Consider the following 21992-nt stretch of genomic DNA (forward strand, 5'->3'; position numbering starts at 1 on the left):
TAGCTTTTAGTATATTATTTTTGATTAATTTGCAGAGACTTATAAATAAGATATGCCACTGGATCAACACATCATCAACGATCTTAGACCTTTTGATGTAAGCGCCAAAATCAAGGAGCTTCAAGAAGTGTTTAATCAACTGACTTATTCGCATGTGCCGATTCAAAAAGATGGAATTTATATCGGATGTCTTTCTGAAACTGATGTGTATTGCTTTGATGGAAACGAAAAAGTGGAGGATGTCCTTTATGCTGTTGAGCATTTTTTTGTAGAGCAGTCTGCAATTTGGTTGGACGTCCTAGACACATTTGCACTCAACGATTCTAACCTGATGCCAGTTCTAGATTCAAACCACAATTATTTGGGGTATTATTTACTTATTGATATTATTTCATTGTTTAGAAACACTCCTTTTTTTGCAGAACCAGGTGGTACTATCATTATCGAAAAGGCATACAAAGACTACTCGTTAAGCGAAATATGTCAAATTGTTGAATCAAATAATGTAAAAATGCTTGGCGTATTTGTTTCTAAAATAAAGAATGATATGGTACAAGTGATCATCAAAATTGAAAACTCTGGCTTGAGTGCCATATTTGAAAACTTTAGAAGGTATGGCTATACAATTATTTCTGGTCATGAAGACGATCGTTTTTTAAAAACACTTAAAGATCGTTCTGCATACTTGAATCGATATTTAAATTTGTAATTTTGTCCCCATGAAAATAGCAGTCTACGGTCCAGAATTCAATGAACGATCTCACTCGGCTATTGCTGCCCTCTTCGCTTATTTGGGAAGCAAATCTGCTGAAGTTTTTGTAGATGCTCATTTCTTTAATTCCATTCTCGAACACTCCAGCATAAATATTAAAGCCAACACCCTTGGAACCTTTACTGATTTGGATGACTCTTTTGATCTTATGATTAGCGTGGGCGGTGACGGAACAATTTTAAGAGCAATAACACATGTTAAAGATTTAGATATTCCTATTGTAGGTATTAATACAGGTCGACTTGGATTTTTAGCAACAATAAAAAGGGATGATATTATTGGCGCTCTAGACCAAATATTTGAAGGGAAATACCGCATATCGAAACGCAGTGTTTTATCGGTAACGACCAATCAAAAAGAATCGAATTTTGAACTAGACTTTGCATTAAATGAAGTTACGGTAAGCAGAAAAAATACAACCTCGATGATTAGTATTGAAACCTGGCTAGATGATGAGTATTTAAACTCGTATTGGGCCGACGGCCTTATTATTTCTACGCCTACTGGATCAACAGGCTATTCCATGAGTTGCGGAGGACCAGTCATTATGCCAGAATCCGATAGCTTGGTAATTACCCCCATTGCACCTCATAACCTCAATGCACGCCCTTTAGTTATTTCAGCAAAACACAAAATTAGATTAAATGTTAGTGGTCGTGAACATGAGTATTTAGTTTCTTTAGACTCCCGAATTAACTCACTAGACAATTCGATTGGAATTACCATCAAAAAAGCAGCTTTTGACATTAAAATGATTGAACTTAAAGCAGGTACCTTTATTCAAACTTTGCGCAAAAAACTGCTCTGGGGTGCCGATCCCAGAAACTAAAGTAATAATCTCGTTATTTTTCCGTTTAACTTATTCAAAATGAATCTGTTTTGAAGCGATTTCAATTTTGTTATATTTGCACTCATTTTAAATTACATGAAAAAAATTTATTGCATTTTACTTTTTGTTTCAATCATACAATTGGGGGGTGCTCAAATTTATGAAATTGGTGTTTTTGGCGGAGGATCAAATTTTATTGGTGATGTGGGTTCTACCAAATTCATAGCCCCAAAAAAATTAGCAATTGGAGGAATATTTCGCTGGAACAGAAGTGCAAGACACTCTTACAGAGTTAGTGTTATTTACACCACTTTATTAGGAAATGACCGCAAGTCCTCTGATCCAAAAAGACAAGAAAGAGGGTATTTTTTTAAAGAAGAGGCTTTGGAGGTTTCTGCAGGTATTGAATTTACTTTTCTAGACTTCGATTTGCACCGCAATAGCTTTAACTTTAGCCCTTATATTTACACTGGTGTAAGCATGCTTAACCATCCAAACTTTTACTATAACAACAATAAACTAATCTCTGAAAAAACAAAAAGCAATGCTTTTGGAATTCCCATTGCTTTGGGAATGAAAGTGACCCTTACCGAGGATTTAATTTTTGGTATAGAAGTTGCAGCAAGATACACTTTCTCGGACGAATTGGACGGTAGCCTTCCTGATGCTGATGAGTTAAAAGAATTACAATTTGGAAACTTTAACAACAATGACTGGTACGTGTTTAGTGGAATTACCTTAACTTACACTTTTGGACAAAACCCTTGTTTTTGCGACTATTAAATGAGCTCAAAAGACGACATACTCAACCACCCTCTCCCCAAACATATTGCCATTATTATGGACGGCAACGGGCGATGGGCAAAATCTAAAGGAAAAATTCGTGCCTTTGGCCATGAAAATGGCACAAAATCAGTGCGAACCACAGTAGAAAGTTGTGCGCAATTGGGCATTGAACAACTTACGCTTTATGCTTTTTCAACTGAAAACTGGAAGCGCCCAAAACTGGAAGTAAAAACTCTTATGCGTTTATTAATTTCATCCTTAAAAAAAGAAATTAAAACCCTACAGGAAAATAATATCCGGTTGAACGCGATTGGAGATATTAAAACACTTCCAACAAAAGTATACAACGAGCTGATTCATGTGGCCGATGCCACCAAATCGAACACTAAAATGACTTTAAATCTTGCTTTAAACTATGGTTCAAGAGATGAATTAACGCAAATGGTGCAAAAAATTGGAGAAAAAATCAAAAATAATATAATTTCTTCTGAAAAAATTGATGAATCGGTAATAAATCAGCATCTTTACACGCGAAATTTGCCAGACGTAGATTTACTGATAAGAACAAGCGGTGAACAACGACTAAGCAATTTTCTATTATGGCAAATTGCTTATGCTGAATTGTATTTTACAGAAGTGTTTTGGCCTGATTTCAGCGATGAAGATTTATATAAGGCTATTGCCAGTTACCAAAAAAGAGAACGAAGATTTGGAAAAACAAGTGAACAACTTAACTAAACACACCTACAGGTTTCTTAATATAATTTCTTGTCTCATGATTTTAATGTGCTACACAGCACATGGACAAACACTAGATATTTCCAAAAGAAAAGACTACACAATAGCAGATATCAGTGTTAAAGGGGAAACCGTTTATGGTGCTGAAACCATCATCACCTATTCTGGCCTTATCAAAGGGGAAAAGGTAACTATTCCGGGAGGAACAAAAATTAGTGATGGAATAAAAAAATTATGGGATTCGAATTTATTTTCAAATATTGATGTTTTTATATCAAAAATTGAAGGGAATCAAATTTACCTGGAAATTCAACTCGACGACCTCCCTGAGCTAAAAGAAGTGAAAATTACAGGGGTTAAGAAAGGAAAAATCAGTGGAATCGTAGACGAAAACAAACTGACTCCCGGAATTAAAGTCACTGAAAACCTAATCACTACAACAAAATACTATTTAGAAAATAAATACAAAAAAGAAGGATACTTAAACGCAAAAGCATTGATAAGTACCAGCAAAGTCATTGATTCTGTTGAGAAAACTCGTGTTGATATGCGTATTCGAATAGATAAAGGTCAAAAGGTTAAGATTAAAAAAATAGCATTCTATGGCAATAAAAAAATGAGCAGTAAGCGCCTGCGCAAAGCCATGAAAAATACAAAGCAAAAGAACCTTATTAGAGTCCATAAACGTTCAAAATATATTGAAGCTGATTATGAGGAAGATCTAGTGAATGTTGTAAACAAGCTAAAGGAAAAAGGATTTCGGGACGCAAGAATAGTTTCGGACTCATTGGTTGTGAATGATGACAAAACAGTCGACCTCAAGATTACCATTGAGGAGGGCGAAAAATACACTTACGGTACTATAAACTTTTTGGGGAACACCATCTACTCTGATGAACAGTTAAATCAAGTCCTAAAAATTAAAAAAGGGGATACCTACAATGGTGTAGAACTTGAGAAACGTATTGCTGATAACTCAGATCCAGATGCATTTGATCTAACTAACTTATACCAAAACAACGGATATTTATTTTCTACAATAACACCTGTTGAAGTTAGTGCTGATGGCAACGTCATTGACATGGAAATTAGAGTAACTGAAGGTAAGCCTGCTTATTTCAAAAATATTTCTGTCAAGGGCAACAACAAAACCAACGATCATGTGGTGTATCGCGAATTGCGTACACGCCCTGGGCAGCTTTACAGTAAAAGTAATGTCGTAAGAACTGTTCGTGAACTTGGGCAGTTAGGATTTTTTGATGCGCAAGAAATTGCTCCAGACTTTAAAAATGTAAACCCTAACGACGGCACACTTGATATGGAATTTAGTGTTGTAGAAAAAGGATCTAGTCAGATTGAACTTCAAGGCGGTTATGGTGGTGGTGGATTTATTGGCACACTTGGGCTATCCTTCAACAATTTTGCCATAAAAGATTTGTTCAACAAAAAAGCCTATACTCCAGTCCCAATGGGCGACGGACAAAGTCTATCGTTGAGATTACAAGCCAGTCAATTTTTTCAAACCTATAGCTTTTCATTTTCAGAACCTTGGTTGGGTGGGGAAAAGCCTGTACAATTTTCAACTTCGATTTCACAAACAAAACAATTCCTTTACAATAGAGCTACGCGATCAGCTGATAAAGATAGAAGTTTCAATATAACTGGTATTAACTTTGGAATTGCAAAAAAATTAACTGTCCCAGATGATTATTTTGTGCTTTCACAGAACTTAGGTTATCAATATTACGATTTGAATAACTACAATACGGGACTTTTTACTTTTGGTGATGGTAGCGCAAATAATTTGGCATATACAATAGGCTTAAGCAGAAACAATACCTATAATGACCCAATTTACCCAGAAGGAGGGTCAAATTTTAGTTTATCCGCAAAAGTAACATTTCCATACTCTGCAGTTAATGGCGTTGATTACACTGCGCTTAAAAATGAGCGGGACGAAAAAGCTGAGCGAATTCGTGAATTGAGTAATACTACTGATGATGATGAAATTGCTGAAAGAAATGCAGCGAATGAACGTATTAGCGAAATTGACCAAGAGCGATTCAAATGGTTAGAATTTTATAAAATTAAGTTTTCGGGTGATTGGTACACAAGAATTAAAGGAAAGTTGATTTTGAGGCCGCGCTTTGAATTTGGGTTTTTGGGGGCATATAACAACGATCGTGGTGTAATTCCTTTTGAGCGCTTCTTTTTGGGTGGAGATGGAATGACTACCTACAGACTAGATGGCCGTGAAGCTATAGCGCTACGCGGTTATGCCAATCAATCCTTATCGAGTCAAGATGGTGGAAGTATCTACAACAAATTCTCACTCGAACTTAGACACCCAATTACATTAAAAGGACAAACAAAAATATTTGCATTGGCATTTTTAGAAGGTGGAGCCTCGTACAACGACTTTAAGGATTTCAACCCTTTTAACATACAACGTTCTGCTGGGCTTGGAATTCGTCTGTTTATGCCGGCGTTTGGACTCCTAGGAATTGACTTTGGTCACGGATTTGATCCAATCCCTGGTAGTACTGTAAAAAATGGATGGGAAACACATTTCATTTTGGGTCAGCAGTTTTAACTATTGGTAGCGCAAAACTGCTGAATGTTAATGAATTAAAATAAATTGAAATTAATTTCGTTAATTTGATAACTTAAGTCAGAACAACGAAATTCATACAATATGAAGTATCTTAAAATAAACATATTCGCTTCAAACCAAATGAGAACTTTAGCAGTTGTATTGTTTCTTACCTTGCCTTTTTGTTTTTCTTGTTCTGCGCGGAGTCCGGATTGGTTATATCGATACTGAGTATATCTTAGAAAATGTTAATGAATATCAAAATGCCCAAAATCAATTAGAAGCTAAGGTTCAGCAATGGAAAATAGAAGTTGAACAACGACTTGCAGAACTAGAAACTCAAAAAATACAACTCAATAACGAGCGCGTCTTACTTACCAATGAGCTCATCGTTGAGCGTGAAGAAGAACTCCAAATTATAGAAAATGAAATCATTGATTACCAACAAAAGCGATTTGGCCCAAATGGAGATTTGATGATTCAGAAAAAACAATTGATTCAACCCATTCAAGACCAAATATTTGCAGCGGTTCAAGAAATTGCCACAAGCAAAAAATATGATTTTATTTTTGACAAATCTGCTGATGTCGTCATGCTGTACTCTGCAGATCGTTATGATATTAGCGAGCAAGTACTGCGCACTATCAACAGGACTGCTAAACGCGAACAGATAAAAAGTAAAAAAGAACGTAAAGCTGCTGAAGAAGAAGACAATATTGTAGAGGTCGATTCTGATAAAGATGAGCGGCAAAGGTTAATTGACGAACGAAATGCTAAACGCGCTGAAACCCTAGCTAAACGAAAAGCAGAACTAGATGCAAAGCGCGAGGCGCGCAAAAAAGAAATTGAAGAAAAAAAGCGTATAGCTAAGGAAAAGAGAGAAAGTGCACGCACTAAAAAGCAAAATAGAAATTCAAAACAAGAAAGTGAATCAAGTCAGGACAAAGAAAATAGCAATGACGTTGATTCTGCTGTAGATAAGCGCCAACAGTTACTTGATGAACGCAACGCCAAGCGAGCTGAAGCTTTAGCCAAACGAAAAGCAGAACTTGAAGACAAACGCGAGGCACGCGAAAAAGAAATTGAAGAAAAAAAGCGCAAAGCCAAAGAAAAAAGAGAAAAAGCACGCGACAAAATAGAGCGTAAAAAGGCGGGGGAAGAAGACGCAACTACCAAAGATGAAACTACTAGTGACGAAAAGAAAGACACTAAAAGCAATGAAAAAGCAAATAAAACCCTCAGCGATAGAGAAGCAAGAAAAAAAGCTTTAGAAGAAAAGAAAAAGCGTATTTTAGCCGAGCGCAAAGCAAAATTAGAAGCGCAAAAACGTAAACGCGACAGCATTAAAAACAATAAAAAGTAAAATTAAATTATAACTAAAAACAATGAAACATTTAAAAAGTCTACTATTAGCAGCAACCCTTATCCTATCAGCTAGTCTTACTCTTCAAGCGCAATCTAAAGTTGCACATATCAATACACAAGAATTGGTAGAGTCTATGCCTGACATGAAAAGTGCAAAATCTGAACTTGAAAAATTAGCTAAGACCTACGAAACTGACATTCAAGCAATGGCTACTGAACTTCAAAATAAAATTACGCAGTACGACGCTGAATCTTCCACAAAAACAGATGAAGAGAACGGTAAGCGTTTACAAGAGGTCCAAAGCATGGAACAAAGTATTCGTCAGTACCAAGCTCAAGCCCAACAAGACTTGCAAAAAAAGGAATTAGACCTTCTAAGGCCTATAACTGAAAAAGCAAAAAATGCTATTCTTAAAGTTGGTAATGCACAAGGGTTTGACTATGTGCTAGATTCTTCACAAGGCCAGGGAGTTATTATGGCGAACGGAAAAGACTTGTTAACAGACGTACGAACTGAATTAGGGTTCTAATAAGTCTAAAAAATACTTCTAAAAAGCTGCTCCTATGTGAGCAGCTTTTTTATTTTTGTACATATATGAGTTCAAACCCTATAGGTCTTTTTGATTCTGGCGCTGGAGGGCTTTCTATTTGGAAAGAAATAACAACATTATTGCCTGATGAATCTACAGTTTACATCTCCGATGCAAAATATGCCCCCTATGGCACAAAAGGAGAAGGGGCAATTCTAATCCGCTCAAAAATTAACACAGAATTACTCCTAAAAAAAGGCGCAAAGGCTATTGTTGTTGCTTGTAATACAGCAACTACTAATGCAATTTCACACTTGAGAGCACAGTATAAAGTCCCATTTATAGGAATAGAACCTGCCATAAAACCAGCTGCGTTTAAAACGAAGACAAATGCCATAGGAATCTTAGCCACAAAAGGGACCTTGAGCAGCACACTTTTTCACGAAACGTCTAAGCGATACACTTCAAACTTAAACGTCGTTGAGCAAGAAGGCAATGGTATTGTAGAGCTTATTGAAGCTGGTGCGCTATTTTCTGAGGAGATGGAGCAGTTACTCAAAGCCTATTTAAAGCCAATGCTAGAAGCCAAAATAGATAATTTGGTATTGGGGTGTACACACTATCATTTTTTAATACCTGTCCTCAAAAAATTACTGCCTGAGGGCATTACGATAATAGAATCTGGCCCTGCAGTTGCAAAACAAACCAAAGCAATACTTGAAAAATATAATCTTTTGAATTCTAGTCAGCAGAGTGTGAATTATTCATTCTTCACAAATGGATCGACTGGCGTAATGGCTAATTTGATGAATTTGGAAAAAAGGACTATTAAAAAATTAGATTAAAATCTAATTCACACTTGGACAGTTACAGTCATACTTTTCTTTACGGCATCCAAAATTGAACCCTAGTGTCAACTGATGGTACCCTCCATTGTCAAGAACAATCGAATTGGCCTGATAAGAATAGGTGTAGGCAAACATAAAGTTGTTGTATTCAATACCAATAAGCGGTGTAAAGTATTGAAGCTTTTGACTGCTGACCGTGTTTCCGTTGATGTATTCTGCTCCATCAAAACTCCTTCTGTATGATACTCCCGCGTAGATAGAACCAAAATCAAAATCTCTGTAAGCTTTAAAATTTGCATCAAAAAATGATTCTTCAGTAGCGTCTTTGTACGAAAACAAAATAGATGGTTCAAAACTCCAATCACTTCCAAATTTTGAAAATACATTTCCTGCAGAAAAAAGGTATGTTGTCAGATTATCATAACTGACGCCTTGCTCGTTAATATTAACACCTTCATTTTTAAGAAGATTTTTGATCGTCGCGTGCGCATAAAAATTAATAAAATGGTATGAAAATCCAAAGTCCACATTAAAGTCTGTAGCGCTTTGTTCTATACCTCCAATAATGGGGTCAAACTCAATAAAAGCAGTCTCGTCTAACTTATACTGAATCATTCCAGCGCTGAGGCCAAACGAGAGCATATTTAAGTCGATTGTGTTTCTAGAAAACATTAAATGATGTGCATAAGTAAAATAGGCTCCTGTTTGAGAATGATATCCATTTTGATCATTAAAAACAATAGCACCAACTCCAGATTGAGAATCCCCAATTCGCCCATTAATACTTAATGTTTGTAAACTTGGCGCGTTTTCCTGTCCAAACCATTGTTGTCTGGCGGTCAATCGAACTTTATTACAATTAGCTACCCCAGCCATCGATGGGTGAATCAAATAGTAATTATCAGTCAAGTAATCTGAATATATTGGTAATCCTTCTTGAGCTTGAAGTTCATGAATTGAAAAACACAAGACAAGCAGGAATGTAATTTTATTGGTTAATTTCATTTTAATTTTATCTTTTCAAAGTAAAATGTGCTTTAAATTGCTTAAGGTCGTTTTGGCCTTCAGTATGGTATTCTAACGAAAACCAATAGTCTGAAGTTGGCATCTGCTGGCCATTGTATGTGCCGTCCCATCCTTCACCTGCAGGGGTGATTTGCTTAAGCAATTTTCCGTACCTGTCAAATATATAAATTTTTGCGTTAGCTTGATACCTTAAACTGCTAATATTCCACGTGTCGTGGTAGCCATCGCCATTGGGTGTGAAATATTTTGGATAATCTACAATATAAATCATCGTTGCTGTTACACCACAACCATTCACATCCCGTACGTAAACCGTATGATCACCGGGGTCTACCCCTATAAATGTTCCGCTGTCTAACCATGGACCCTGATCCAAACTAAACTCGTAAATCCCTGTCCCAACAGCTGTAGCGACAACCACATGTGTGTCTGCAAAAGCCTCAGTCACCACATCTACCGCTACTGCTGGGGCTCCACTCTCACTAACCGTGAAAATCTCTAAAGGTGCTGAGCAGCCTGCCGCTGTTGAAGCAAAACTGACCTCTAAGCTGTAAATACCACCCTGATCAACCGTGTAGGTTGAATCAGTACTGAGTACATCTCCAAGTTCGTCTCGCCATATAAAATTGTAAGTCGCTGGTGAAAGCCCTGGATCAACAACAACATAATCTAATCCGCCCCCTGTAGCATCAGAACAAATCACATAATTGCCCTCCAAATCGATCTCAGGCAAAGGATCAACCACCAAATCTATGGTACTGGTCGCATAACAATTGGTAAGTGTGTTCTCCAATCGTATGTGGATCGTTTGCAGGTTTGGTGTCGTTGTGGTGATGTTATCCCCCAAGGCAGCTGTGTTGTTCTCTGCATCTGTTAGTGTAAGGTGGTAGCTCACCACCATATCCGTCTGCGCCCCTATCACCTGAGCAGCTACTCCACTCATATCAAAGGTCTGTAAACCATCGGTATCATCATCACATTTAGAGTCAATAAATGCTGGGGCTGGAACTGGTAAAGGATTGACCGTGACAGTGACTGTAAAGGCTGCGCCTGTACAATTGTCCGATGATACTGGCGTAAAACTATAAACCACATCCAATGGTGTAGCTGTAGTGTTGGTCCATACATCCGATGCAATGGCATCTGAAGCTAAATTTGTGCCCAACACCGCGTTTGAAGCATCTGCTGCTAATCCTGCCTCTGGTGTAATTGACGTAAGATCATAACTCACCACAGATGGTCCGTCTACATCATCAGCCAAAGTAAGACCTACAGTCGATGCGCTACAAACAGTGGCACTCTGGTCTGTGACCTCTGGATTAGGATACACAGTAATATCAAATTGAGTAGTTTCATAACAATCAGGCAACCCATCCTCTTCAACTCGAACATAGATCGTTGTTGAAGTTATAGTCAATGGACTAACAAGAGGACTATCCCCCGATTCTGCATCTGTAGGGTCAGAATGATAGGTTACTGTAAACGTTGATGGATCCTGAAGAGCCCCTAAAATAGTTGCCGTTTGTTGTTCTAAATCAAATGTGGCCTCCAATGCGCCTGTACCGCTAGAATCACATTCAAAAAAATCTTGTGGCGCTGCGGCAGTAGCTTTATTAGTTACAATCAAATAAAACAAAGGATCAGGACTGACACTAAAACAATTTTCATCATCCACAGTATCAATTCTTACGTATATGGCTTGATCGGATACAGAGCTGTAAATATTAGGTAAAGAGTTTTCAGATAAAGTTGCATCTTCATAAGTGGTATAGTAAGTTACATTATAATTGTCAGAATTTAAAGTGCCTAAAATATCTGTATTTTGTGCTTCTAGATTAAATTCTTCAATTCCATCATTGGTCACATCGTCACATAAAACTAAATCACCAACATCAGAAATTGGCGGACTATCTATAAGAATCAGATTAAATGAACTTGTTATAAAACAGCTCCCCGTCAAAGCGTCTTCTATTCGGACGTATATCAATTCGAGATTAGAAATTGGCGTATAATTGGTGAATGTTAAAATGGGCGCAAGATCATTTTGAGCATCCTCAGGTGTGTTATGATAAGTAATATTGTAATCTAGTGGGTCTTGGGTGCCTAAAATAAGTGTATTGTTATCAGAAAGATCGAATGTGGGGTTTGCCGAATTGCAGGCAGTCAAATCAGAAATAGCTTCAATACTTGGTGAAAGCTTATATTCAACGAGTACTGAGTCTGAGGCGACACAATCTGCACCAAAAGAAATATCAACAGAATAGGAGCCAGCAAGACTGACTTCAAGCGTTGATAAGTTTTCCCCTTCGATTTCGACTTCGTTAAGATACCATGTATGCTGAGCATCTGGAAATTGAGTGTCTAAAGTAAGAGAATCCCCTAAGCACAATGCTGTACCGCTTTCGATAGTGATATCGTCTCCAAGATCTCCCCCTAAATCAAAACTCCCTGCTTCCAAAAATACAGCAGCATCCCACGAGGTATCAATTGCATCTGCTATAACAAGCTTTATTGTATAACTTGTATTGGGAGTTACTTGAGATTGTGCAGTCATACTAACGGAATGGCCAATAAAATCAATCGGACTATCAGTTGCAGGTAACCCTCCACCACCATAATAAGCAGCGAAAAACTCTTCATTAGAAGATTGGCAGTCTTGGTTATATGCCCCATTGCGAACACTAAGTACAGAAATTGGATCAGTAGTCTCTGGAACTAATGCTAGATTGGTTGTTTGACCAGTATCATTGTTCGTTAAGAGAAATGCAAAGGCATCTGTATATTCACACTGATATGTGCCATATTCTTCAGAGGCAAAAACAAAATTGAAACTGATGGAATTAGCCAAAGGAACAAAATCAAATTTTATATAAGTTGCATTATTACTTGTGCCAGGGCTAAGGTCAGGAATAACATTTTCTAAGTCTGTATCACCGGGCCAATTAGATGATCCAGATGAAAGAGTGGTCGCTTCTGGTCCTTCAGCTTCAGAAGCATCTCCTGTCGTTAGCAAAATTCCCTCAGTAAAAGGAAATGATACGCCATTCCCAGAAAAATAACCAATTCCATTTGTTGATTCAAAATTAGTCCCTGTTGAAAATTCAATATTTGAAATTTCAGCACAAGCGCTGTTGACTAATATATCCTGAACTAACTCTTCAACTGTATACGTGGATTGGTCAACCAACAAATAAGGTCCAAGGACTTGAACCACAATAGTAGTCGAATCTGAGCATCCCGTTGGGTTAGTATCCGTTACATTAAGCGTGACCGTAAATGTTCCAATCGTGAAGAAATTGTGACTTACATTCTGTCCAGAATCAACTGAACCATCTCCAAAATCCCAATCATAAGTTGCACCGGTTCCATCTAATGAAAAGGTAGCATCTCCTGTAAAATTTACTGAGTCTCCTTGATTAATTACTAAGTTCCCTCCCAAACCTGTAGGTGGGTCTGTTGCGGCAATAATTGCTTCAATATCTTGACAAGGAGTTGCACAACTAATTGTTGCTGCAAAACCTCCTGCACCTATAGAGCCATTACTTTGAAAAGTTAGTGTGAGACAACCAGAAGTGTTTGTAGCAATGACTTGCCCTGGTGTGTTGGTGCCAGAATAGTTCCCTAAGATTGAGGCAGTATTGTCATCGCCATTATAGATAGTTAGAATATCCGCGCCATTTTGAGTATCAAAAAAAGTAAAATCTAATTGAACTGCATCACCAGGATTTTCAGCGCAGATAGTCAGCGTTATGTCCTCACTGTTTGCGTAATTAGCACTAACCCCGCCAGAATCATAAAGAGTCCCGGTACATTGATTTATAGCACCATCTTGCATGTTAATTTCCTGAGCGAGGACAGAAAAACTGCATACTAAAGTCAATAAAAAAATGGGGGTAAATACCTTCACAATAATTTACGTATTATCCAAATATATTAATTTGTTTTTAATATTGAATTCCAAATGACTACACTATGTGTTGTTATGATAAGTTAAATTACAGAACCGCAATAGAATTCTTTAGTATCTTTGCAAAAAAAATGCCATGAATGCCATTGACATTACGCCTCAAGAAACGAGCAATCCAAAAATATTAAAATTCGAAGCTAACACATTCCTTGTTCAATACGATAGCTTTGAATATGCCAATATAGATGAAGCCAAAAACTCCCCCTTAGCACAACAATTGTTTTATCTGCCTTTTGTCAAAAAAGTTTACATATCGGGTAATTTTGTTGCTATAGAACGCTATGACATCGTAGCCTGGAGTGATGTACAGAACGAGGTGGCAACGCAAATACAAGATTACCTCAACAATGATGGTATTGTAGTAATTGAAGAAAAATCAAAAAAGAGTCCAGTTACCATCTATGCTGAAAGCACACCAAATCCAGCGGTATTGAAATTTGTAGCTAATAAAAATTTAGTCAATTCGTCATTTGAATTTGGTTCAATTGAAGAGGCAAAGCACTCACCATTTGCAACCGCTTTATTTCAGTTTCCATTTGTAAAGTCTGTCTTTTTAGAAAAAAACTTTGTGTCAATAACAAAATTTGATGTAATAGAATGGGAGGACATCACTCTTGAGCTTCGGACTTTTATTAAAACTTATATTGAGCAAGGAAAACAAATGATTCTCAGCTCAGCAACAGAAGAACTTGAAAAAACAACTGAACAACTGGACAAAGCCTACGAAAAATTAGATGATATCTCCAAAGAAATAATAAACATCCTTGAGCAGCATGTGAAACCCGCAGTCGCAAGCGATGGGGGAAATATTATGTTTGATTCCTATGCTGCAGACAGTAAAACAGTACGAGTGGTTCTACAAGGAGCATGTAGCGGGTGCCCTTCTTCGACATTTACGTTGAAAAATGGCATTGAAGCAATTCTTAAAGAAATGATGGGTGATAAAATCAGTTCGGTTATCGCTTTGAACGGATAGATTCTGAAATATTTTTTTATATTTATATTCTGAATCATTCTTAACCTAAAATCTATTATTATGGGAATTCTTAAAGTTATCGAAGTATTATCTAATTCCAACAAGAGTTGGGAAGACGCCACAAAAAAAGCAATTCAACACGCTTCAAAAACTGTTAAAAACATACGGTCTGTCTATGTACAAGATCAAAGTGCCACCGTCAATAACGGCGATGTTGACGAATTTAGGGTCAATTTAAAAATAACTTTTGAAGTGAATTAACTTTTTTTAAAAGTACAAGAAAAGCTGCTTTTAAAGAGCGGCTTTTCTTATGGAACTAAATTAGCTATTGCTTTAGCAACTGCAGCCCCAAGGGCAATGCCCATACCACCCATACGCACCCCTATAAAAACCCGGTTAGAGTATTGACGGACGATGGGTGTTTTATGATGTCCTATCCCCATTATGCCCGACCACTTCTGCTCAATTTCTATCTTTGTATTTGGTAAAATAATAGTTTTTAAGATCGTCTCCAGGTCAGATTGAATTAAAGACGTTGTTGCCATAGCCGTTGTCGTCTCATTAGCAAAATCCAAATTTCGACCACCCCCAAAAAGAATTCTATTATTGATGTTTCTAAAGTAATAATAGCCTCGATCGAAGTGGAAAGTCCCTTTTATATGAAGTGCGTCAATGGGCTTTGTAACCAATACCTGTGCGCGGGCAGGCTTTAAATCTAGCTCGAGTAGTTTGTTTGAAAATCCATTAGTTGCAATCACCATTTGAGAAGACTCAAATTCAAATTGATTGGTTTTTATGTGAACTGTATTATTTGCCTCCTGAAACGAATCGACGTTTACTCCATTTAAAATCAAAACCCCTAAACTTTGTGCTTTAAGAAGCAAAGACTGCATCATTTTACCGGTATCAATTTGGCCTTCAAATTTATTATATAGGTAATTTGGAAGAACCCCATTGAAGTTAAATTTGTTAGTATAAAGTAAAAAAACGTTCTCCTTGAAAACAGGTGTCAACATCGAATTAATAGCGTTCATTTGATCAATGCAAGAATTATAAAGCTCTAAATCTTTTTTTAGAAATAGTTCATAGCCTCCATGTGCTTGATACCCGATTTGATCGTCCCCTAACAATTGTCTAAGCAACTTAAGCCCTTCAACTCGCTTCTTCAATAATTCAAGCACCTCATCTGTCGAATGTGCTTCCATATCATCAATAAGCTCACTCAAGCTTCCGAAGCATGCGAAGCCTGCATTTTTTGTACTTGCTCCTTGAGGAAGAATTCCTCGTTCCAAAACTACTATTTTTGAGTTTGGAAAACGCTGTTTCAGAAATACCGCTGTGCACAAACCCACAATACCACTCCCTACAATTGTAAAGTCAATGTTACTTAACCATTCTTTTTGTTCCCAATAGGATAAATTCATGGTCTAAAGTTAGTGGTTTTCATAAAAAAACTCCGAAAATATTCGGAGTTTATAAAAGGAGTTAGTTAGGTGATTCGATGACAAAATCTTCCATGAATTTTGTAGTATAATTACCCGCAATATAATCTGGATGATCCATCAGTTGTCTGTGGAAAGGAATTGTTGTTTTTATGCCTTCAATCACAAATTCGTCTAAAGCTCTTTTCATTTTGAATATGGCTTCCTCACGAGTTTGAGCCGTGGTGATGAGTTTAGCAATCATTGAATCGTAATTCGGGGGGATAATATAACCCGCATATACGTGGGTATCCAGACGAACACCATGGCCTCCTGGAGAATGTAATGTGGTGATTTTTCCAGGTGAGGGTCTAAAGTCATTAAATGGATCTTCGGCATTGATTCGGCATTCGATTGAATGTAAATTGGGGAAATAATCTTTACCTGAAATAGCTACTCCAGAAGCAACCAAAATTTGCTCTCTAATAAGGTCAAAATCAATAACCTGCTCAGTAATAGGGTGCTCTACTTGAATTCTAGTATTCATCTCCATAAAGTAGAAGTTTCTGTGTTTGTCCACCAAAAACTCTACTGTACCCGCACCTTCATACTTAATGAATTCAGCAGCTTTTACAGCAGCCTCACCCATTTTTTTTCTCAAAGCATCCGTCATAAATGGAGAAGGAACTTCCTCTGTCAGTTTCTGATGACGTCTTTGAATAGAGCAATCTCTTTCTGATAAATGACAAGCTTTTCCGTTTGAATCTCCAATAATTTGGATTTCAATATGTCTTGGTTCTTCAATGAGTTTTTCCATATACATGTCATCATTTCCAAAAGCAGCTTTTGATTCTTGTCGTGCAGAATCCCAAGCATCTTTTAGATCTTCTTCTTTCCAAACTGCTCGCATTCCTTTTCCGCCACCTCCAGCAGAAGCTTTAAGCATCACTGGATAGCCCGTTTTCTTAGCTGTTTTTTTACATTCACTGAACGTCTCTATTACACCTTCACTCCCGGGGACACATGGTACACCTGCAGCTTTCATAGTGGCTTTTGCATTGGCTTTGTCACCCATGCGGTCAATCATTTCGGGCGATGCACCAATAAATTTTATACCGTGCTCTTCACATATTTTAGAAAAACGTGCATTTTCTGATAAGAAGCCATATCCAGGATGGATTGCATCTGCATTTGTGATTTCTGCTGCAGCGATGATATTAGCTACCTTTAAATATGATTCACTACTTAAGGCAGGACCAATACAAACAGCTTCGTCTGCAAATTTGACGTGTAAACTTTCTGCATCTGCTGTAGAATAAACTGCTACAGTTTGGATGCCCATTTCTTTACAAGTTCTGATGACCCTTAGCGCAATTTCTCCTCGGTTTGCGACTAATATTTTTTTAAACATATCTTGTTGATTTTAAAACGTTAATTTCTTCTTTTAAAGTAAATTCTCATTACTTTTAGAATTCAAATTAAGAAGGGTCTACCAAAAATAAAGGCTGATCAAATTCCACAGGTGAAGCGTCGTCGACAAGTATTTTGACAATTTTACCTGATATTTCAGATTCAATTTCATTGAAGAGCTTCATCGCTTCAATAATACATAACACATCGCCTTCAGCAATAGATTGACCAACTTCTGCGAAAATAGGTTTGTCTGGTGAAGGTCTTCTGTAGAATGTACCAATGATTGGAGATTTAATAGTGATGTACTTTTCATCTTCAGCAGCAGTTTCAGCTTTCGGAGTTTCAGCAGTGGCCGGAGCAGCTACTGGTGCTTGCGCAACTGGTGCTGTCGGCATTTGAACAGGAACAGTCACTTGCTGAACTTGTTTTGTGTCTGACTCTTTGCCTGTACGGATTGTGATTTTTACATCATCCATTTCAAGCTTTACCTCGCTTGCTCCAGACTTAGCAACAAATTTGATTAAATTTTGAATTTCTTTTAAATCCATAATTATAGTATTTAGTATTAGTTAGTTTTTGTTTTTGTGTAGGCCCATTTAAGATAAATGGCGCCCCAACTGAATCCGCCTCCAAAAGCAGCAAATATTATGTTATCCCCTTTTTTCAGTTGATCTTCATAGTCATTAATAAGTAATGGAAGTGTTGCTGAGGTTGTGTTTCCATATTTTTCAATATTGAGCATTACTTTATCATCCTCCAATCCCATTCTGTTTGCAGTAGCATCGATGATGCGTTTGTTGGCTTGGTGAGCTGCCAACCACTGCACATGATCTTTCGTAAGCTTATTGCGTTCCAATATTTTAACTGCTGCGCCGGCCATGTTGGAAACAGCATTTTTAAAAACTGTTCTCCCTTCTTGAAAAGCATAGTGTCCTCCATTGTCTAAAACATCATGAGTTATTGGATGAGAAGACCCGCCATATGTGGCTTGGAGAAACGATCGGCCTGAGCCGTCTGTCCTAAGATATTCGTCCTGCAAACCTAGATTTTCTTCATTTGGCTCGAACAAAACTGCACCAGCACCATCGCCAAAAATGATACAAGTCGCACGGTCTTTGTAGTTAACAATTGAAGACATTTTATCTGCTCCGATAAGGAGTATTTTTTTATAGCGCCCCGACTCTATGTAACTCGCTGCAGTTGACATTCCAAAAAGAAAACTAGAACATGCAGAATCCATATCATAAGAAAAAGCGTTTGTTGCGCCAATTTGTGTAGAAGTATAAGAGGCCGTGGAGGCCGCCTTCATGTCTGGTGTTGCCGTAGCTACGATAACCAAATCAATTGTGGCGGGGTCTAGACTGGCTTTCTGAATCAAATTCTGAGCAGCTTTAATAGCTAAAAAAGATGTCCCCTTGCCCTCAGCTTTGAGTATTCTTCGTTCTTTAATTCCTGTTCTTGTGGTAATCCACTCGTCGTTTGTCTCTACCATATTTTCTAACATAGCATTGGTGAGTACAAATTCAGGAACGTAGGCACCTACAGCTGTAATTGCTGCTGAGATTTTGCTCATATGTGTTTTATTAAATTCATAGGTTTTGACGAAAAAGTGCTCAAAAACATTAAAAAACGCTTCAAAAATACTGCTTTTTGTTCAAAATGAAGCAAAAATTGTAAATTTTTAAAATTAAAAAAAAACGCTCAATGAGCGTTTTTTTTATTAGAATACGTTTGTGCTTTATGCCACATTTTCTTCACCAGCGGTGTTATCGATAAGGACTTGTCCTCTATAATATAACTTCCCCTCGTGCCAATGTGCTCTGTGGTATAAGTGTGCTTCACCAGTTGTTGGGCATGTCGCTATCTGTGGCGTAGATGCCTTGTAATGGGTACGCCTTTTATCTCTTCTTGTTTTGGAGATTTTTCTTTTAGGATGTGCCATTTTTTATATTATTTATCCGTTAATAATTTTTTTAATGAATCCCAACGCGGATCAGTGTCTTTGTCAGAATTTTTATTTTCTAAGCTTTTTGGGCTTAAGTCTTCTAGTGCTTCAAGTATGTCAGAGTTAAGTGTTCCATCTTCGATGCCTGGGTGAAGCCGTTTTTGTGGAACAGACAACACAATAAGTTCGTAAATATAGTGTGCAACGTTGATTTTAAATTCTCCATGAGGAACAATTAATATCTCTTCGTTATCATCGTTATATTCTGAACCAAATTTGACAATCAAACTAAAATTAGATTTGATTGGCAGGTCAAAGGCTTCGTTAGTGAGGTCGCAATTTACATTGACTGTACCTTCAACTTCAAAATCCAACTCCAAGAGAGTTGTCTTTTTTTGAAACTTAAGCGTTGTTTTTAATTGGACATCGTTAAACTCGTCGTACTCAAAATGTTCAAAGAACGTATGCTCTATATCGTACTCGAAAATATGCGCGCCAAGCTTAAGTCCTACAAATTGTACATCAAATGCTTTTAATGGCTTCATTATTCTGCATATTCGAGCGTGCAAATATATACATTTTTTTTAGGTTTTGCCTCAACTCCGCTTTTTTTATTTTCTCTTTTTGGGTTGCTTTTGAAGTGGGTTTTCATTCAAAACAGCAGCCATATTTCTATTTTTAAAAATTTCAAGACCCGTAAAAATTGCCTCTTTGAATGAGTCAATATTGGCAATCCCTTGTCCAGCTATATCGTAGGCTGTGCCGTGGTCAGGTGAGGTTCTAACTTTGTTGAGGCCAGCTGTATAGTTTACGCCATTTCCAAATGTTAAGGTCTTGAAGGGGATTAGTCCTTGATCGTGGTAGGTTGCCACAATTGCATCAAAATTTTGATAATTGTTGGACCCAAAAAAACTATCAGCTGCATAAGGGCCATAAATAAGCTTTCCTGATTCTTTGATTTTTCTCAGAGCTGGGCGTAAAACTGTGTCATCTTCAGAACCAATAACGCCATTATCTCCAGTATGTGGATTGATTCCCAATACAGCAATTTTAGGAGTTCCTATGGCAAAATCGGACTTTAAAGACTTATAAATGAGGTCTATTTTGCTGGAAACAAGTGCTTCATTAATATGCTCTGGGACTTCGCCTACAGGCACATGATCTGTAAGTAACCCTACTCTCAACGAATCGGAGACCATAAACATCAAGCTGTTGCCTTCCAATTCTTGGTTTAAAAAATCGGTGTGGCCTGGAAACTGAAATGCATCAGATTGAATGTTGTGTTTGTTAATCGGCGCAGTCACCAAGACTTGAATTTGATCTGTTTTAAGGTCTTCTACAGCTGCTTTTAGAGAGCGAAGAGCATACTGCCCTGCCTCAGCAGTTTCTTTGCCAAATACAATAGCCACTTGTTCTTCCCAAACATTCAAAATATTGAGTTTGCCATCTATAGCTTTATTGGTATTTGGAATCTCATTGAATAATATAGAACTTTGAAAATGCTGCTTTAAAAAAGACATTGATTTCATTGAAGCATAAACTACAGGAGTGAAAAAATCAAGTACCCTTTTATCTTCAAATGTTTTGATTATGAGCTCGCCTCCAACGCCATTTAAATCGCCTATAGTAAACCCAATTTTTATTTTTTTCTCTTTTCTCATCAAAAATGATGTCTAATGTTCGTAATTTTGACATTGCAAATTTAATGATTAAAAACATGTTTACTGGCATTATTGAAGATTTAGGGGTAATTGAAGCACTCAATCAAGAGGATACAAACTTACATTTAACGATAAAGAGTAAGTTAGCTTCAGAGCTTAAAATAGATCAAAGTGTTTCACATAATGGGGTTTGTCTCACAGTCATTGATCTAAGTCCGACGACCTACACCGTTACTGCAATAAAAGAAACACTAGATAAAACCACCCTCAACAGCCTAAAATTAGGCGCTATAGTAAACTTGGAGCGTGGTCTTAAGCTTGGGGCTCGATTGGATGGACATATGGTACAAGGGCATGTGGATCAGGTTGGGCAGTGCGTTGGGGTTGAAGAACAAAATGGGAGTTGGATATTCCGTTTTGAATATGACTCAAGCTTGGGCAATGTTACTATTGAAAAAGGTTCTGTGACTGTAAATGGCGTGAGCTTGACTGTAGTTGACTCTAAAGACAATGGGTTCAGTGTTGCTATAATTCCATACACCTACGCGCATACCAATTTTCACACCTTCAAAAAAGGCTCAATTGTCAATTTGGAATTTGATGTAATTGGAAAATATGTTTCAAGGCTTTATGCAAAAACCTCTATTTCTTAATCAGAGCCTCGTTCTGCGCTTCTAGTAAATCTTTAATTTTTGAGAGCAATTCAATATCAACTGGTGTAGGTACTGATTGGTCCTCTAAATCGTTGGCCTGATTTTTAAGCTTATTTATAAATTTTACAACAATAAAAATAGTAAAGCCAACAATGAGGAAATCCAGAACCGTTTCAATCAATAAGCCGTAATCAATCGACACTTGTGCAGCAGTGCTACTAGCCTCTCTCAATACAATCTTCTTTTCTCCAAAACTAATGCCGTCAGAGAGCAATGATAAAGGAGGGAGAATAATGTTTTTGACCAAAACATTAACAATCGCATTGAAGGAAGCACCAATAATGATTCCAACAGCCATATCTATCATATTTCCTTTTACAGCAAAATCTTTAAAATCTTTTAATAGTTTCATTGGTTTTCGTTTTTGTCAAAAATAAAAAAAGCCTCAACAATGTTGAGGCTTTTTTTA

At 37.3% G+C, this 21992-nt stretch carries 21 protein-coding genes; 11 read left to right on the forward strand and 10 right to left on the reverse strand.

Translation table 11 applies throughout. The features are described 5' to 3' along the window. The first annotated feature begins 52 nt into the window (after positions 1-52). The 8 genes from FORMA_RS04855 to murI all read left to right on the forward strand — a co-directional run bounded on the left by FORMA_RS04855 (position 53) and on the right by murI (position 8458). Positions 53-709 (forward strand): CBS domain-containing protein, encoded by a 657-nt coding sequence (locus FORMA_RS04855; protein ID WP_069674594.1) that lies wholly within the window; start codon positions 53-55, stop codon positions 707-709. 10 nt (positions 710-719) lie between these two features. Further along, positions 720-1601 carry an NAD kinase gene (locus FORMA_RS04860; RefSeq protein WP_069674595.1) on the forward strand — a complete coding sequence of 294 codons (882 nt, stop codon included), beginning with the start codon at positions 720-722 and terminating at the stop codon, positions 1599-1601. 96 nt (positions 1602-1697) lie between these two features. After that, entirely contained in the window at positions 1698-2384 is a 687-nt protein-coding gene (locus FORMA_RS04865) for a type IX secretion system protein PorG (RefSeq protein WP_069674596.1), read from the forward strand. Continuing rightward, a complete protein-coding gene (locus tag FORMA_RS04870; RefSeq protein ID WP_069674597.1) occupies positions 2385-3125 on the forward strand; it encodes an isoprenyl transferase in 741 nt (246 codons plus the stop codon). Next, entirely contained in the window at positions 3046-5718 is a 2673-nt protein-coding gene (locus FORMA_RS04875; protein ID WP_083236560.1) for a BamA/OMP85 family outer membrane protein, read from the forward strand. Before FORMA_RS04870 ends, FORMA_RS04875 begins: the two co-directional genes overlap by 80 nt. Before the next feature lie 157 nt (positions 5719-5875). Beyond that, positions 5876-7081 carry an OmpH family outer membrane protein gene (locus tag FORMA_RS04880; RefSeq protein WP_069674598.1) on the forward strand — a complete coding sequence of 402 codons (1206 nt, stop codon included), beginning with the start codon at positions 5876-5878 and terminating at the stop codon, positions 7079-7081. 22 nt (positions 7082-7103) lie between these two features. After that, the gene (locus FORMA_RS04885; protein WP_069674599.1) at positions 7104-7613 is read left to right on the forward strand and encodes an OmpH family outer membrane protein; all 510 of its coding nucleotides are present in this window, start codon (positions 7104-7106) and stop codon (positions 7611-7613) included. A gap of 65 nt (positions 7614-7678) precedes the next feature. After that, the gene (gene murI, locus FORMA_RS04890) at positions 7679-8458 is read left to right on the forward strand and encodes a glutamate racemase (protein WP_069674600.1); all 780 of its coding nucleotides are present in this window, start codon (positions 7679-7681) and stop codon (positions 8456-8458) included. 3 nt (positions 8459-8461) lie between these two features. Here the strand turns inward: murI and FORMA_RS04895 are convergent, their stop codons facing one another. Together FORMA_RS04895 and FORMA_RS04900 are read right to left on the reverse strand one after the other, a co-directional pair. Then, on the reverse strand, positions 8462-9466 hold the full coding sequence (locus tag FORMA_RS04895) for a PorP/SprF family type IX secretion system membrane protein (RefSeq protein ID WP_157506030.1): 1005 nt from the start codon (positions 9464-9466) through the stop codon (positions 8462-8464). Positions 9467-9473: 7 nt separating this feature from the next. Continuing rightward, the gene (locus FORMA_RS04900) at positions 9474-13394 is read right to left on the reverse strand and encodes a choice-of-anchor L domain-containing protein (RefSeq protein ID WP_157506031.1); all 3921 of its coding nucleotides are present in this window, start codon (positions 13392-13394) and stop codon (positions 9474-9476) included. A gap of 136 nt (positions 13395-13530) precedes the next feature. Between FORMA_RS04900 and FORMA_RS04905 the strand changes: the two genes are divergently transcribed. Next, positions 13531-14430, forward strand: coding sequence for a NifU family protein (locus FORMA_RS04905; RefSeq protein ID WP_069674603.1), 900 nt, complete (start codon positions 13531-13533; stop codon positions 14428-14430). 60 nt (positions 14431-14490) lie between these two features. Further along, complete coding sequence (locus FORMA_RS04910) at positions 14491-14691, forward strand: dodecin family protein (RefSeq protein ID WP_069674604.1); 201 nt, start codon at positions 14491-14493, stop codon at positions 14689-14691. Between the two features lie 47 nt (positions 14692-14738). On the opposite strand, the gene FORMA_RS04915 is transcribed toward FORMA_RS04910, so the two are convergent. The 7 genes from FORMA_RS04915 to pdxA form a co-directional block, all read right to left on the reverse strand. Continuing rightward, positions 14739-15854 (reverse strand): NAD(P)/FAD-dependent oxidoreductase, encoded by a 1116-nt coding sequence (locus tag FORMA_RS04915; RefSeq protein WP_069674605.1) that lies wholly within the window; start codon positions 15852-15854, stop codon positions 14739-14741. Between the two features lie 61 nt (positions 15855-15915). Next, positions 15916-17262, reverse strand: coding sequence for an acetyl-CoA carboxylase biotin carboxylase subunit (gene accC / locus FORMA_RS04920; protein ID WP_069674606.1), 1347 nt, complete (start codon positions 17260-17262; stop codon positions 15916-15918). 67 nt (positions 17263-17329) lie between these two features. Further along, the gene (gene accB, locus FORMA_RS04925) at positions 17330-17812 is read right to left on the reverse strand and encodes an acetyl-CoA carboxylase biotin carboxyl carrier protein (protein ID WP_069674607.1); all 483 of its coding nucleotides are present in this window, start codon (positions 17810-17812) and stop codon (positions 17330-17332) included. 17 nt (positions 17813-17829) lie between these two features. Continuing rightward, complete coding sequence (locus FORMA_RS04930) at positions 17830-18837, reverse strand: beta-ketoacyl-ACP synthase III (RefSeq protein WP_069674608.1); 1008 nt, start codon at positions 18835-18837, stop codon at positions 17830-17832. A 165-nt stretch (positions 18838-19002) separates the two neighbouring features. Beyond that, positions 19003-19206 (reverse strand): 50S ribosomal protein L32, encoded by a 204-nt coding sequence (rpmF, locus tag FORMA_RS09200; protein ID WP_083236561.1) that lies wholly within the window; start codon positions 19204-19206, stop codon positions 19003-19005. Positions 19207-19214: 8 nt separating this feature from the next. Continuing rightward, positions 19215-19754 carry a YceD family protein gene (locus tag FORMA_RS04935; RefSeq protein ID WP_069674609.1) on the reverse strand — a complete coding sequence of 180 codons (540 nt, stop codon included), beginning with the start codon at positions 19752-19754 and terminating at the stop codon, positions 19215-19217. Positions 19755-19820: 66 nt separating this feature from the next. Next, positions 19821-20870, reverse strand: a complete 1050-nt coding sequence (gene pdxA / locus FORMA_RS04940; protein WP_069675453.1) for a 4-hydroxythreonine-4-phosphate dehydrogenase PdxA — start codon at positions 20868-20870, stop codon at positions 19821-19823. Between the two features lie 56 nt (positions 20871-20926). Here pdxA and FORMA_RS04945 point away from each other — a divergent pair, with 56 nt between their 5' ends. Beyond that, positions 20927-21523 (forward strand): riboflavin synthase, encoded by a 597-nt coding sequence (locus tag FORMA_RS04945; RefSeq protein ID WP_069675452.1) that lies wholly within the window; start codon positions 20927-20929, stop codon positions 21521-21523. Here FORMA_RS04945 and mscL read toward each other — a convergent pair. Beyond that, entirely contained in the window at positions 21513-21935 is a 423-nt protein-coding gene (gene mscL / locus FORMA_RS04950; protein ID WP_069674610.1) for a large-conductance mechanosensitive channel protein MscL, read from the reverse strand. The two genes, FORMA_RS04945 and mscL, sit on opposite strands and share 11 nt — an antisense overlap. Positions 21936-21992: the final 57 nt, after the last annotated feature.

This window comes from Formosa sp. Hel3_A1_48 (genome assembly GCF_001735715.1).
Lineage (GTDB): Bacteria > Bacteroidota > Bacteroidia > Flavobacteriales > Flavobacteriaceae > UBA3537.

Bases quoted from the DNA above. Each gene is read 5' to 3' on its own strand.
- FORMA_RS04855 (WP_069674594.1), top strand. From the start codon at position 53: ATGCCACTGGATCAACACATCATCAACGATCTTAGACCTTTTGATGTA.
- FORMA_RS04860 (WP_069674595.1), top strand. From the start codon at position 720: ATGAAAATAGCAGTCTACGGTCCAGAATTCAATGAACGATCTCACTCG.
- FORMA_RS04865 (WP_069674596.1), top strand. From the start codon at position 1,698: ATGAAAAAAATTTATTGCATTTTACTTTTTGTTTCAATCATACAATTG.
- FORMA_RS04870 (WP_069674597.1), top strand. From the start codon at position 2,385: ATGAGCTCAAAAGACGACATACTCAACCACCCTCTCCCCAAACATATT.
- FORMA_RS04875 (WP_083236560.1), top strand. From the start codon at position 3,046: ATGAAGATTTATATAAGGCTATTGCCAGTTACCAAAAAAGAGAACGAA.
- FORMA_RS04885 (WP_069674599.1), top strand. From the start codon at position 7,104: ATGAAACATTTAAAAAGTCTACTATTAGCAGCAACCCTTATCCTATCA.
- murI (WP_069674600.1), top strand. From the start codon at position 7,679: ATGAGTTCAAACCCTATAGGTCTTTTTGATTCTGGCGCTGGAGGGCTT.
- FORMA_RS04895 (WP_157506030.1), bottom strand. From the start codon at position 9,466: ATGAAATTAACCAATAAAATTACATTCCTGCTTGTCTTGTGTTTTTCA.
- FORMA_RS04905 (WP_069674603.1), top strand. From the start codon at position 13,531: ATGAATGCCATTGACATTACGCCTCAAGAAACGAGCAATCCAAAAATA.
- FORMA_RS04910 (WP_069674604.1), top strand. From the start codon at position 14,491: ATGGGAATTCTTAAAGTTATCGAAGTATTATCTAATTCCAACAAGAGT.
- FORMA_RS04915 (WP_069674605.1), bottom strand. From the start codon at position 15,854: ATGAATTTATCCTATTGGGAACAAAAAGAATGGTTAAGTAACATTGAC.
- accC (WP_069674606.1), bottom strand. From the start codon at position 17,262: ATGTTTAAAAAAATATTAGTCGCAAACCGAGGAGAAATTGCGCTAAGG.
- accB (WP_069674607.1), bottom strand. From the start codon at position 17,812: ATGGATTTAAAAGAAATTCAAAATTTAATCAAATTTGTTGCTAAGTCT.
- FORMA_RS04930 (WP_069674608.1), bottom strand. From the start codon at position 18,837: ATGAGCAAAATCTCAGCAGCAATTACAGCTGTAGGTGCCTACGTTCCT.
- rpmF (WP_083236561.1), bottom strand. From the start codon at position 19,206: ATGGCACATCCTAAAAGAAAAATCTCCAAAACAAGAAGAGATAAAAGG.
- FORMA_RS04935 (WP_069674609.1), bottom strand. From the start codon at position 19,754: ATGAAGCCATTAAAAGCATTTGATGTACAATTTGTAGGACTTAAGCTT.
- pdxA (WP_069675453.1), bottom strand. From the start codon at position 20,870: ATGAGAAAAGAGAAAAAAATAAAAATTGGGTTTACTATAGGCGATTTA.
- FORMA_RS04945 (WP_069675452.1), top strand. From the start codon at position 20,927: ATGTTTACTGGCATTATTGAAGATTTAGGGGTAATTGAAGCACTCAAT.
- mscL (WP_069674610.1), bottom strand. From the start codon at position 21,935: ATGAAACTATTAAAAGATTTTAAAGATTTTGCTGTAAAAGGAAATATG.